Annotated in this window: 11 protein-coding genes and 1 tRNA gene; 8 read left to right on the top strand and 4 right to left on the bottom strand. The window is 61.6% G+C overall.

The annotated features are described in order from the left end of the window. Window positions 1-111: 111 nt before the first annotated feature. Window positions 112-1722: a hypothetical protein gene (locus AAF555_02330; GenBank protein MEM6910395.1), complete on the bottom strand. Its 1611-nt coding sequence runs from the start codon at window positions 1720-1722 to the stop codon at window positions 112-114. 87 nt (window positions 1723-1809) lie between these two features. Here AAF555_02330 and AAF555_02335 point away from each other — a divergent pair, with 87 nt between their 5' ends. The 6 genes from AAF555_02335 (at window position 1810) to AAF555_02360 (ending at window position 8951) form a co-directional block, all read left to right on the top strand. Further along, complete coding sequence (locus AAF555_02335) at window positions 1810-4233, top strand: MMPL family transporter (protein MEM6910396.1); 2424 nt, start codon at window positions 1810-1812, stop codon at window positions 4231-4233. Further along, window positions 4230-4889, top strand: a complete 660-nt coding sequence (locus AAF555_02340; protein MEM6910397.1) for an outer membrane lipoprotein carrier protein LolA — start codon at window positions 4230-4232, stop codon at window positions 4887-4889. The genes AAF555_02335 and AAF555_02340 overlap by 4 nt, the downstream gene beginning before the upstream one ends. 31 nt (window positions 4890-4920) lie before the next feature. Beyond that, entirely contained in the window at window positions 4921-5916 is a 996-nt protein-coding gene (locus AAF555_02345; protein MEM6910398.1) for a PfkB family carbohydrate kinase, read from the top strand. A 59-nt stretch (window positions 5917-5975) separates the two neighbouring features. Continuing rightward, on the top strand, window positions 5976-8000 hold the full coding sequence (locus AAF555_02350) for a UvrD-helicase domain-containing protein (protein MEM6910399.1): 2025 nt from the start codon (window positions 5976-5978) through the stop codon (window positions 7998-8000). 76 nt (window positions 8001-8076) lie between these two features. After that, the gene (locus AAF555_02355; GenBank protein ID MEM6910400.1) at window positions 8077-8433 is read left to right on the top strand and encodes an iron-sulfur cluster assembly accessory protein; all 357 of its coding nucleotides are present in this window, start codon (window positions 8077-8079) and stop codon (window positions 8431-8433) included. Further along, the gene (locus AAF555_02360; protein MEM6910401.1) at window positions 8433-8951 is read left to right on the top strand and encodes a hypothetical protein; all 519 of its coding nucleotides are present in this window, start codon (window positions 8433-8435) and stop codon (window positions 8949-8951) included. Before AAF555_02355 ends, AAF555_02360 begins: the two co-directional genes overlap by 1 nt. Here AAF555_02360 and AAF555_02365 read toward each other — a convergent pair. After that, window positions 8948-9490 (bottom strand): hypothetical protein, encoded by a 543-nt coding sequence (locus AAF555_02365; GenBank protein MEM6910402.1) that lies wholly within the window; start codon window positions 9488-9490, stop codon window positions 8948-8950. The genes AAF555_02360 and AAF555_02365 overlap by 4 nt on opposite strands. A gap of 45 nt (window positions 9491-9535) precedes the next feature. Then, window positions 9536-10171 carry an aquaporin gene (locus AAF555_02370; GenBank protein ID MEM6910403.1) on the bottom strand — a complete coding sequence of 212 codons (636 nt, stop codon included), beginning with the start codon at window positions 10169-10171 and terminating at the stop codon, window positions 9536-9538. Between the two features lie 107 nt (window positions 10172-10278). Here AAF555_02370 and AAF555_02375 point away from each other — a divergent pair, with 107 nt between their 5' ends. Then, window positions 10279-11808, top strand: a complete 1530-nt coding sequence (locus tag AAF555_02375; protein MEM6910404.1) for a YifB family Mg chelatase-like AAA ATPase — start codon at window positions 10279-10281, stop codon at window positions 11806-11808. A 124-nt stretch (window positions 11809-11932) separates the two neighbouring features. Here AAF555_02375 and AAF555_02380 read toward each other — a convergent pair. Next, window positions 11933-12009 (bottom strand) — tRNA-Pro (locus AAF555_02380). A gap of 84 nt (window positions 12010-12093) precedes the next feature. Here AAF555_02380 and argC point away from each other — a divergent pair. Beyond that, window positions 12094-13140: an N-acetyl-gamma-glutamyl-phosphate reductase gene (argC, locus tag AAF555_02385; protein ID MEM6910405.1), complete on the top strand. Its 1047-nt coding sequence runs from the start codon at window positions 12094-12096 to the stop codon at window positions 13138-13140. The last annotated feature ends 15 nt before the right edge of the window (window positions 13141-13155 follow it).

Consider the following 13155-nt stretch of genomic DNA (forward strand, 5'->3'; position numbering starts at 1 on the left):
CCAGAATTCACTGGAAGAATGGAGGGAAGGTGTTGTGGGGAAGAGGCGCTGAAGCGCGGGGAAGGGAGAGCCGGTGTCCTTCGAGCCAATTCTGCAGCTTGGTTTGACGAGTCAGCGGGCGTCGATGCCGAAGAAGGAGGTGGCCGGTTTTTCCGGATCGTCCCCGGCCGTAGGGGGGGCGGGAGGTGTTTCCATGGACTTGGCTTTGGGAAGCTTGCTGATCAGGAAGAGACTGGCAGGCGAGCGCTGGACGCGGCTGATTTCCGCTTCCAGCACGCCCAGCTCTTGGCCTTCCAGAGTGGGGCGAAGTGCTTCCAAGGCGGGCAGGTATTGCGCGAGGAGAGGGGCGATTTGCAGGTCGAGCCAAGCCCGGGTTTCTGTTTCCAACTGCGTGAGGGCGGCTGCGGTCGGGGCGCTGGCCGCGCTGCCTTTTTGACGCTGGAGGAGGAGGCCGCGGAGTTCGCAGCCGTAGGCATCGCTTTCATCCCCCTGGATTTGGGTGGCTTTCAGCCGGAGGACGGATTGCTCCGGTGTCAGGCTGATGGTGCCCAGTTTCGTGAGGGTGAAGTTTTCTCCAAAGTTCCCGCTGACGGTGGGCTCGAGCTGGGCCGAGGCCGCGCTTTGGCTTTTAGCTTTGGGGTTGCCTGCCATGACTTCATTGGGCGAGAAGGCTTCCACCAAGAAGGTGCCGCCACCCATTTTCGTGGCGGTGAAGTCGGCCAGCACTTCAAAGTCCCCCGAGAGGGGCTCGGATAAGATCCATTGGGCGTAGGCGTTGTTCCGATTGAAGCGGAGGACCTTGCGGATGCTTTGGTATTCCACGCCGACCGAGGGGGTGGCCAGCCCGGCGGAGAGGCTGGTGGCGGATGAGGCCCCTGGCCCGGAGAGGCTGACCGGAGAGTTCAGTTCTTTCTCGAGCTGGTGGAGGGTCGCGGCGGCCTTATACCAGTGGCGGGCCACGAATTCGGCTCGTCGCTCCGCCAATTTCTCAAAGAGGAGGCCCTGTTCATCGAGGGGGGTCTTTTGGAGGAAGGCCCGGAATTCGGCGCAGTAGGCTTGCACATCGGTGGGGGCGATGACGGGCGCGGGTTCCAGCACGAGGCGTTGAAGCTGGAAGACGCCACCGCTCAGGCCTTCACTGACCTCCAGCCGGAGTTGGCTGGTTCCGGGACCGATTTGCAAAACCCCTGCCGGCAGGCGAACCAGTGCCCCCCGCGGTTTTTGGGCGGCTATTTCGATTTCGAGAAAGTGGTAGGAGCTGGCCAGGCGAAGCTGGCCGGAAACCGTGCCCGTGACGGAGGCCACGAGGGTGACTTGGTAGCCGCCCACGGCCATTTCAGGAAGCTCCCAGCGGGCTTGGCTGCCGGTTTCTCGCCAGCCGAGGAGGGCTTCCCCGCCTTGGCCCAGGGTGATGGCGCCCTCGGGACGCGCCATGCTGGCGGAGAGTTCCAGGCCTTGGAGGCTGCGGAGGGCGACCCGGCGTTCCTGCTGTTTGCGAAAGCGGACCACGTCCGGCAGGGCGGCGAAGTCCCCCCGGAGAGCGGTCTGTTTCTCGAGGGCCTGGGCGGGACGAAGGGTCTGTTCGAGAAATTTCTGGTAGATCCCCCGCCGAAAGACCTCGGCGTAGGATTTTCGCAGAGCGGCCAGGTCTTGGGTGCTGGCTGCCGGGCAGGGCAGGGAGGCCAGCAAGGCCAGGACGAGGGGAAGGGCGCGGGACTTCACACTGGCTGGGTAGCGGGTTCTGAAGGGGGCGGCAAGCGTTTCCTGACTCTGGCTGGCTCTAGAAAACGCTTTGCCGCCCTGCGGCTTATGGTAGCGGTCGGAATGCGGGGGGTTGCTTGGCGCGGAGGACTTTTCATTCTGCTCTTGCTGATCGGGGTGACGGGTCTGAGTCGCATTCGTTTGGACGCAGACGCTTCCAAGATCCTCCCGCAGGAGGTGCCGGAGATCCGGGGGATGGCGCTTTTCCGCGAGCATTTTTCCTCGGAGGAGGAGCTGTTTCTGACGGTGGCGGGTCCTTCGCCCGAGGAAGTGGCGGCCGCTGCGGAGGATTTGGCTGAGTTTTTTCAAGGTCGCGAGGAGCTGGTGGAGAGCGTGCTCTGGCGGAATCCTCTCAGCCTGCCGGGCGAGTCCCAGAGCCAAGCGGAGGCGCAACAGCAGTTGGCCGCGGCGGCCGAATGGATCGCCTGGCAATGGTGGAATGGTGATTCAGAAAGGCTGGCGGCCGGGGTGGAGGGCTGGTCCGCCGAGGGGCTGGGCCGAACGATGGCGGAGGCGATCGAGGAGGCTTCTTTCGGCGAGGCGCTTTCCGCCTTCGATCCGCTCCAGTTGCTGGCGCCTTGGGCCGAGGAGGCGGGGCGGAGTCAGTCTCCCATGGTGGCCGCGGAGGGTCGCTTTCGCATGGTGATCCTGAAAGCCCGGCCCGAGTTTGCCGGGAGCGGGAGCGCCATGGCTTGGCTGGCGGATGTCCGAGGGGCCTTTCAAGAATGGCAGGCCGGGGAGGGGGCGCGGGGCTCGGGCTGTCGCTTTGGCTTGACAGGCGAGACGGCTTTTCTCGATGAGACGGGGGCGGCCATGGAGCGGGATATGCGGCAGTCCCTTTTGATCACCTCCGGGCTGATCGGGCTGCTTTTTTGGTTGGCCCACGGGCGCTTGAAACCGCTTTTGGTTTTGCTCTTGGCCTTGGCCTTTGTGCTCGTTCTCACCCTGGGGCTGGGCGGATGGATCCTTCGAGATCTGACCCTTCTGAGCGCGGGCTTTGCCGCGATCTTGCTGGGGCTGGTGGTGGATTATGCCATGGTCGTTTTCCAAGAGGGGAGGACCGCGGGGGTGGACGCGCGCGAGGTGCGACGGCGGGTGGCCCCCGGTCTTTTTTGGGCGGCCGCCACCACGGGAGGGATTTTTCTTTCGCTCAATCTGAGCTCGGTGCCGGGGATCGGACAGCTGGGCGCTTTGGTGGCGCTGGGCGTGCTGGTGGGGGCTTGGGTGATGGCTTTTCCCTTCGCGCAGTGGGCGGGCCGCCAGTCGGCGGAAGAAGGGCACGCTTGGCGTTTGCCCAGTTGGGACCTGCCTTCCTGGTGCGGTCCTCTTGGGGGAGGCTTGCTGGGGCTGGGGGTGGCCTTGGTTTTGGTCCTGGGGGGGCTGCCGGAATTGCGGAAGGGCTTTGATGTCATGGGAAATCGCGACAACGCCGCCACCAGCGCTTACCAAGAGATCGAGGCCCGATTTTCGCTCGGCGGGGAGGGTTGGATGCGGGTTTTGGTGACGGCACCCTCGCTCGACTCGCTCGCGGAAAGGGTCGAGAGGGCGCAGGAGGTCTTCTCGGGCTTGCAGCGGGAAGGGCTTTTGCGGGGAGTGCAGCTGGACGCTTCTTTTTGTCCCGACCCCGTCCGCCAAGCGGAGAATCGGGCGATTTTGGCGAAGGTGCTTTCGGTCGAGGCGGCCAGGGAAGTCCGCTCGGCCGATTTCTTTGCCGAGCCGGTGGCGGATTTTGTGGAGCAGGTTTGGGCTCATTGGCGGGAGTGGTCGGAGCGGGAGGGCTTGGTCTTGCCGGAATCGCCGCTTCTCCGAAGGATGCTCAGTCGCCTGCTTTCGTCCGAAGGGAGCGAAGTGGCTTACATGGGTTCGGTCCAAATCGCCGGGGTCGGCGATCCCCGGGAGTGGGAGTATGACTGGGTCCGCCAGCGGTTCCCTGAGGGGGTCTTTTTGGCGGCCTGGGAGCCAATTGGGTCCGTGCTCCTGCCCTTTGTGAAGGCGGATTTGAGCCGAGTCTTTTTGCCCATCGGACTGGTGCTGGTGGGGATGCTGGCTTTGGCCTTTCGCAATCTCACGGATGTGCTGCTGACCTTGGGCACGCTTTTGGGAGCCACGCTGGCCCTTCTCGCCAGCATGCGAGTGCTCGGGATGGAGTGGAACTTTTTGAATCTCAGCGCCATCCCGCTCGTCTTTGGAGCGGGGTTGGATTATTCCATCCACATGATCCATGCCCTTCGACGGACGGGGGGGAATCGCGAGGCGCTGCGACAGGGCATCATCCGGGCGCTCTTTCTTTGTGCCCTTTCGACCATGGTGGGCTTTGGCTCGCTCTGCTTTGCCTCCAATCAGGGCCTGGCCAGCTTGGGAAGCCTGTGCGCCCTTGGGATTTTTTGGACGGCTTGGCTGGCCATTGGGATCCTGCCGTCGGCTTGGCGGCGGTTGCATTCCCCCAAGGGATCGCTAGGCTTTTCGGGATGAGGCCCTTTCTTTCGATCCTTTTCCTTCTGGGGGGTTTCCTGGGGGAGGCGGCCGCGGAGGAGGCCGCGCGGGCCTTTTTGGCGGCTTGGATGAAGGAACAAGCGGCGCTCCAATCGCTGGAGGTGCAGTTCGTGCAGGAGCGGAATTTGGCGGCCCTCAAGCGACCGGTGGAGTCTCCCGGGCGCTTGCTCTGGGTGCGGGATGAGGGTTTTCGCTGGGAACTGGGGACTCCCCCTCGGAGGGTCTTGCTGGTTCGTGGAGGCGAGGCCTTGGTTCTGCGTCCGGAGAGGGGCGAGGCCGAGCGACTCGATCTGGAGGCGACGGACTCGGCCCAGTTGGCACCCTGGCGTCTCCAGGAATGGCTTTCTACGGGCAGCGTGGAGTCGCTCGAGGCTTGGTTGAAGGTGGCAGAGGCGGAGAGGAAGGGGGACGAGGTCACGGTCCGGCTGCTTCCCCGCGAGGGAGCGAGTGGCGGGTTCCGGCAGATCGAACTGCGGATGCGGCGGGAGGATCGCCAGCTCCTGGGCTTTGCCATTTTGACGGTCGCGGGCTCGCGGATTGACTGTCGCTTCACCCGAGTGACCCGCAATCCGGCGCTTGATCCGCAAGACTTTCGTCCCGATTTGAGCGCTTACGATTTTCTCGAAAACAGTTGAGTCTGAACCAGCTCTGCCCGAAGGCCTCCGCATGAAGGAGGCTCTTTTGGCTGCAGTCGACCGTTTTCATGAGCTGCGGCTCCTGGTGGTGGGCGATGTCATGCTGGACATCTTCGACTTCTGTCGTTCCAGCGAGAGCAAGCCCATCGATTCAGAAAAGCTTGGCAAACGGGCCTACCTTTCCCATGAGTCCGTCAGGACGCTCGGCGGGGCCGGGAATGTGGCGGTCAATGCCGTTTCGCTGGGTGCGCAGGTAGACCTGGTGGGCCTGGTGGGGCAGGATGGGCATCGTTTCACGATGGAGAGTTTGGCGGCGAAGCGCGGGGTGGAGGCCGCTTTGGTGGAAGATCCTGATCGACACACCACGACCAAGACCCGGCTTTACATCGACGATGAATACCAACTCCGCTGGGATGAGGAGTCGACCACACCCCTAGCGGGAGCCCTGGCGGAGACCCTCATTGGCCTGGCCTGCGACAAGGCGCGTCGCTCTCAGGCTGTCATTCTGAGCGATTACGCCAAGGGGGTCTTCACCCCGGAGGTGAGCCGGCGAATTTCGCAGGCGGCTGCCGATGCCAAGGTGCCGGTGGTCATCGATTTCAAACCGGCTAACCGAGCCCTCTTCGAGGGCGGCAACATTCTTTGTCCCAACGAGACGGAGGCCAAGGCGCTCCTGCCGGATTTTTCGCAGCGCTTGGCCGAGGGAAAATTGGAAGCCGCGGTTTGTGATCTCCACCAGGCGCTCCGGGCCAATCGCGTGGTGGTGACCTTGGGAGCCAAGGGCATCTGTGGCTTCAACGGGGAGCGCTTTTTCCATCTGCCCGGCCACCGCGTGGGAGCGGTCGATGCGGTCGGCTGTGGCGACACCGTTCGGGTGGGCTTGGCCTTGGGGCATGCTTTGGGCCTTCGCTTGGAGGAGGCGGCGGCGCTGGCGAACGCGGCCGCAGCGGTCATCGTGCAAAAGCCCGCCACCGCTTGCCTGAGCGCGGATGAGTTGCGCCGTTTCATCTCGGAAAACATCCCTTGAGAAGAAGACGCGGTTCCTCCGCTTGCAGTCTTCTCCACGGTCGTTAGGGGTCTCCACCGATGGCGGCCTTCGACCTTTCCCAACTCAATCCCCAGCAGCGAGAGGCCGTTCGCCAAATTGAGGGTCCGGTCCTCATTCTGGCGGGAGCCGGCACGGGTAAGACGCGAACCATCACTGCCCGGATGGCCCATATGATCCGACAAGGAATCCAGCCTGAAGGCATTTGTGGCGTGACCTTCACCAACAAAGCTGCGGCGGAGATGCGCGAACGAGTGGGGGGCATGGTGGCCAGGGAAGACGCCCGGCAGCTCACGCTTTGCACCTTTCACTCGCTCTGTGTCCGGCTTCTCCGGCAGGACATCGATTCTTTAGGTTGGAAGCGAAATTTTTCGATTTACACCCAGAGCGATCAAGTCGGCTTGCTCCGCAAGCTCATCGTGCGCAAGGGCGGAAAGGACGAGAAGTTAGAAGCACGCGAGCTTCTTTCACAGATCAGCCGGGCCAAGAACGAGGGCCTTTCTCCCAAGGGCGTCCTCGATCCCTTGCTGGCCCTCGTTTACGAGGCCTACCAGAGCGAGCTCAAGCTGCAGAACGCCCTCGATTTTGACGATCTGCTTCTGAAGGCGGTCCAGCTTCTCGAGAAGGAAAAGAAGGTGCGCAAAAAATGGCAGGAACGCTTCACCCACCTGATGGTGGACGAGTTTCAGGATACCAATCAACTCCAGATGCGCTTGGTAACCTTGCTGGTGGGCAAGCCTCAAAACCTCTGTGTGGTCGGTGATGACGACCAGAGCATCTATGGCTGGCGGGGCGCCGATCTTCGAAACATCCTCGAGTTCGAACGCCATTTCAAAAGGCCCACCGTTCTCAAGCTGGAAGAAAATTACCGCAGCACCAATCCCATTTTGGAAACCGCCAACTCGCTCATTCGACACAATGTGGGCCGACGCGAGAAGCGGCTTTGGAGTCGCAAAGCAGGCGCGGAACGCATCCGAGTCATTTCCATGCCGGGCGATGAGGCGGAGTCGGAATTCCTCATCACGGAAATTTTCGAGACACGGCATTCGGAGGCCCGCAAGTGGGAGGACTTCGCCATCCTTTTCCGCACCAACCAGCAGAGCCGCCTTTTCGAGCAGCAGCTCCGCCAGCTGGACATTCCCTATCGCGTCGTGGGGGGCATGAGCTTTTTTGATCGAAGAGAGGTCCGCGATGTCTTGGCCTTCTTGCAGCTTTTGGAAAACCCCGAGGACGATGTCAATCTCCTGCGGGTCCTGAACACCCCGCCCCGTGGTCTGAGTGCCAAGATTCAAGGAGCGGCCCTCGAGGAAAGTCGTCTCGAAGGCAAGAGTGTGGTGACGGTCCTCCTGGATGAGTCATTTCAGCGCTCTCTTTCCACGCGAGCGCAAAGCGCCATCGAGGAGTTCTTTGGCTTTCTCCAGCGCTACCGGGATCGCTTGGTCGAGGACGCGACGACTTATCCAGAAGTCGCCGGGGAGATGCTGACGGAGATGGCCTACCTCGAGTGGATGAAGCGGCAGTGCAAAACGGATTCGGAGAAGGACAGCCGCGAGCGGAGTGTTCATGAAATGCTCAACTCGCTGGTCGAGCATCGCAATCGCCGCCGAGGCGGTCTCCGCGCCTACCTCGATGACATGGCCCTCCAAGGCGAGAAAGACGAGGACGGCGACCTGTCCAAGAAACAAGGGGTCTGCCTCATCACCCTCCACGCGGCCAAGGGCCTGGAGTTTCCGATCGTCTACCTGGCCGGGTTGGAAGAAGGCATTCTCCCCCATCGACGATCCATGGAGGAAGGGACGCGAGAGGAGGAGAGACGCTTGCTCTACGTCGGGATCACCCGAGCCATGGAACGACTCACGCTGACCTATTGCAGCACCCGCGTGCGCTATGGACAAAAGATGAGCTGTCTTCCCAGCAGCTTTTTCAAAGAAATCGATCCAGCCCATTTGGATGAGCTCCGCCACGATGAAATCGCGGCCAAGCCAGCCAGCGAAGAGACCAAGAAAGGCCTGTTTGATGATTGGAAGGGGATGCTGGAGGGCATCGATGGGGTGGAGGTGGACTAGGAAATGGGGTCTTTCAGGACGGCGCTCGAACCTGGCCGGGCTTGCATAATGGAACAAAGAAACCAACTTCTTCAGGATGGTCAATTTCAAGCAAGGCAGTGAAAAGCTCATCAAGGTGCTCCCGAGCGCGGCCCATCGGCTGACCTCCTTGCTCAAACGTCAGGGGCGCTTCGAGGAAGGGGGGCTCCGCGTGGCGGTCATTGGCGGGGGCTGCTCGGGGCTGCAATACAAGATGGACTTGGTCGATGGGCCCAAGGATCGCGACATCATGGTGACGAGTGGGGGAGTGCGCGTCGTCATCGACCCCAAAAGCGCGCTTTTTGTGACCGGCTCCGAGCTGGATTTTTCCGATGATTTGCAGAGCGGTGGCTTCAAGGTGAGCAACCCCAACGCGGTCGTGACCTGTTCTTGTGGAGAGAGCTTTGCGGCTTGATGGAGAACGCCTTTCTTTGTCTCGGCCTGCCGGAGCGCCTGGCTTTCTCAGAGGAGGAACTGAGGGAAAAATGGCACGCTCTTTCCCGGGAAGGAGCGCAAGCGTCCGCCAATCAGGCCTGGGAAACGCTGCGGTCTTCGGCCCGGCGAGCCCGCCACCTCCTGACGCTGCGCGCACCCGAGGTCAAGCTGAAGGGCATGACCATTTCTGAGCCGCTTTTTGCGCTCTTCGACGGAGTGGGAAGGGCGCTCGATACGGTGGGGAGCTACCTCGAAGCCAAGGAAGGGGCCGACTCGGCCCTGGCCAAGGCCCTTCTGGTCGGGAGGCAGCTGGAGGCCAAGGAAAGCTTGGATGAGATGACGGCCAAAGTGAGCGAGGCCATTTCGGAAATTGAGAAGCAATTCCCCGAATGGGATCGCGAGCCCGAGCGGGAGACGCTCGCCAGAATGGCGGCCGACCTTGGCTTTTTAGAAAAGTGGCTTGAGCAGCTTCGGCAAAAACAGGTGGAGCTTTTCTAGTCTTCCAGGGGACCCGTCTTGACGAAATCGACGAGTTTTTCCTCCTCATTTTCGTAAGCCCACACGGCGCGCAAGAAGTCGGCCGGATGGAGGTCGTAGGCCCGCAGGAATTGGCGGTCGCCTCCGCAAGAATACATGATGTTGGGATCGTTTTCGCCGCGCAGTTTGTTTTTGGCTTTTTGGATGATGCGAGGTAGCCAAGGAATCCCGGCCAGTTCCGCCCCTCTCGCCGGGAGCTCCTCGGCCTTCATCTGGCGTTGGCTGGGGAGGCCTTTTTGCACGGTGCGAAAATAATCGCGTCGGGCAGCTGCGATCAAGACAGCGGCTTCCGGGCTGGGAAGTTCATCCTCACAGTAGTCTTCCACGTAGTCAAAGAACTCGCGCGGCTGGTAGCCGATGGAGCGGAGAAAGGCTTGGTCCTCCTCGGTGTAGTAGGTCAGGAAGTCGCGATTTCCGCCGCGGTAGCGAGCCACGCAGCGATCGAAGAGCGCGCGGAAGTGGATTTCCCAAAGAAAGTTGGTGGGAGGGGAGGAGGACATTTCTGGAAAGAGAGAAGGCTTAGGCAGACGGGCAGGAGGCGGGCCTCATTCTTTTGGATGCATGAACTTGAAGGTCAGGGCCGCGCCCGCCCCTCCCAGAAGACTCCCCATGACCGGAATCCAAATGCAGGTGAGACAAAGTTTTCCCACCAGAACGAGAGCGGCCGCGACCGCTGGATTGAAGACGGCCAGGGAATAGGTGCCGACGGTGAGCGCGCCTCCGAGGACGGTGGCGGCGATCGCGAGACCGAACCATTGATTGCCCGCGGTGGGCGAGTAGGTGGCCACGTGCAGGATGACCCAGACGAGGGCGAAGCTGAAGAGAATTTCAGCGACCAAGGCGGGCAGGATGTCCCCGCCGGAGAGAATGACCAGCTCGATCTCGCGCTCCTGCTTGAACACAAAGAGAGCCAAGAGGGAAGCCAGAATGCCGGCCGCAAACTGCGCTATGAGGTAGGGGGCGATGTCTCGACGATCGATCTTGCCGCGCAAGATGAAGCCGAGCGTGACGGCGGGGTTGAAATGCGCTTTCGAGATGGGCCCCCCGGCGTAGATCATGGCCATGAGGGTGAAGGCGATGGCGTAGGCAGCGTCCGTCCCGGCGGCCCCGAGAGCGGCTGCCACGCACACGGCGAAACAGAGAAAGAACGTGCCAATGAATTCAGCGAGGTATTTGTCCATAACGAGGGAACGAGGTGACGGGGATCGATAGCATTGTTCCTTTTGGCGTCATGTGATTTCCGGAAGTCTTTCCTTGTGTTCAAAAGCCCAGTCCCTAAGGCTGCTGGATGTTCATCAAGGTCCATTCCGCCGCCGTCGTGGGGGTCGAAGCGGTAGGGGTGGAAATCGAGGTGCACGAAGGCCGGGGTGATCCGAAGTATGCCATCGTGGGGCTGCCGGATGCCGCGGTGAAGGAGAGCATCCAACGAGTGATGGCAGCGCTCACCAACAGCGGTTTCGGCAAGCCTCAAGGAGCCACCACGGTCAACTTGGCGCCCGCCGACCTCAAGAAGGAGGGTCCGTCTTTCGATCTGCCGATTGCACTCGGAGTGGTGGGTTTGAAAGAGGCCTACAAGGAAGGGGCGCTCGAGAAGTCTTGCGTGGTGGGCGAGCTGGCTCTCAATGGGCGCATCCGCCCCGTGAAAGGGATCCTCTCGATCGTTCAGGGCGCGCGCGAGGCAGGGCGAAAGGCCGTGATCGTGCCGGTGGAAAATGCCCAGGAAGCGGCCTTGGTGGACGGGATTTACACCTACGGGGTCGAGAATCTCCGGCAAGCGGTCGAGCTCCTCCAAGGGGAAAGCGGGCAGAAGCCGGTCCAGGTGGATCGGGAAGAAGTCTTTGCCCGCCAGGGGGCTTTTGAGGTCGATTTTGAGGAGGTCAAAGGGCAAGAGGCGGCCAAGCGAGCCTTGGAAATCGCGGTCGCCGGAAATCACAATGCTTTGCTGATCGGTCCGCCGGGCACAGGGAAGTCCATGCTGGCCAAGCGACTGCCCTCCATCATGTCACTGATGAGCGAGGACGAGGCGATCGAGACGACCAAGATTCATAGCATTGCGGGATTGCTGGAGCGCCGCGAGGGCATGGTCGCGGCCCGTCCTTTCCGCTCGCCCCATCACACCATTAGCGACGCTGGCCTCTTGGGCGGTTCGGGCCATCCGCGCCCGGGCGAGGTCAGCCTGGCCCATCATGGGGTGCTTTTTCTGGATGAATTGCCGGAATTTCGGCGAACGACTTTGGAGGTGCTGCGGCAACCCTTGGAGGATCGCAAGGTCACCATCTCGCGGGCGCTCGGGACGGTCACCTTTCCGGCGTCCTTCATGTTGGTGGGAGCCATGAATCCCTGCAAGTGCGGTTACTTCGGGGACGTCCGGCGGGAATGTCGTTGTAGCAGCAACGAGGTGCTCAAGTACCGCCAGCGCATCAGCGGACCGGTCATGGATCGGATTGACCTGCATGTGGAAGTGCCGCTGGTGGAATATCGCGATCTCTCCCAAGCCGCCCCCGGCGAGTCCTCTGCCACCATTCGCGAGCGAGTGGACGCGGCCCGAGCGAGGCAAGGGGCCCGTCGGCCGGGAGGCCAGCCGCTTCCCAACGCCGCCCTCGGCTCCAAGGAGCTGAAGCAGGTCTGCCAGTTGGACGCGGAAGGAGCGGGATTCCTCCACACGGCCATGACAGAACTGGACCTGAGTGCGCGGGCCCATGATCGCATTTTGAAAGTCGCCCGCACCATCGCCGACTTGGCGGGGGAGAGGGACATTTTGGGCGACCACGTGCTAGAGGCCATTCAATACCGCACCCTCGATCGGAAGCTTTGGTAGGGGGGAGTTTGCTAGGCTTCAGAGTTCAGTTGCAGGAAGAGCGTGGGAACTTCCTTCAGACGGTCTAAGTGACCGTGGGTAACCACCTTGGAAACTGAGTCTTAGCAAACTCCGCATGGGTTGGTGGTCGGGACGACTGGATTCGAACCAGCGACCTCCTCAACCCCATTGAGGCGCGCTACCAAGCTGCGCTACGTCCCGTTTTCTCCGGTGAATTCAGAGAGCGAAAAAGGTAACCAGATTTGGCCGTTGGCAAGCGATTGTTTCCATGGCAGGACCAAGGGAATGGACCGGGTCAAAACAGCTGTCATCGGGGCCAGTGGCTACACCGGAAAGGAGCTTTTGCGCCTCCTTCTCCAGCATCCAGGAGTGGAGCTGACCGCGGTGACTTCCCGTCAGTATGCTGGTCAGAAAGTGGAGGAGGTCTTTCCACGATTTCGAGGGGCAGAGGGGGCTCAGCTGACGTTTTCTCATCCTGAGCCTGGAGAAGTGGCCGCCACAGGGGCCCAGGTCGCTTTTCTCGCCCTCCCCCATGGGGTCGCCTCGGAGTATGCCCGAGCGCTCCTTGAGAAGGGGCTTCGGGTGCTCGATCTGAGTGCCGACTTTCGGCTACGGGACCCGGCCATTTACGAGGAGTTCTATGGGGCGCCCCACCCGGAGCGGGAGCTTCTGGCCGAGGCCGTCTACGGGCTTCCCGAGATCTACCCCGAGGAGATCAGAGAGGCGCGGTTGATTGCCTCTCCGGGCTGTTACCCGACGAGCATTACCCTGCCGCTTTGGCCTCTCCTGCGGGCTGGATTGGTTTCTCCAGAGGGGATCGTCGCCAATTCCACCAGTGGTGTCAGCGGGGCGGGCAAGAAGGCTTCTGAGCTGCTGCTTTTCGCCGAGTGCAATGAGAGCGTGCGTGCCTACGGCTTGCCGAAACATCGGCACTTGAGCGAGATCGAGCAGGAATGCTCTCGGGCGGCCGGCCAGGGGGTCAGGCTGTGCTTTCATCCACACTTGGTCCCGATCAATGCGGGGATTTGCACTACGACCGCTTGTGCGCCCGGTGAGAGCTTTTCTGGAAAAGAGCAGGTGGAGGAGGTGTTGGCCGAGGCCTACGCGCAGGCGCCTTTCGTTCGTCTCCTCGGCGAGGGCGGCTTCCCGGATACCAAACAGGTCGTGGGGACCAACTTCATCGATATCGCTTGGGCGTGGGATGAGCGTTGCCAGCGCCTGATCCTTCTGAGTGCCGAGGACAACCTCGGCAAGGGGGCCGGCGGTCAAGCAGTCCAGTCTTTCAATTTGGCCTGTGGGTTTGAGGAAACTTGCGGGCTTTTGCATTTTTAGCTGTTCATGGGAGGG

The sequence above is a fragment of the Verrucomicrobiota bacterium genome (assembly GCA_039027815.1).
Taxonomy (GTDB): Bacteria; Verrucomicrobiota; Verrucomicrobiia; order Verrucomicrobiales; family JBCCJK01; genus JBCCJK01.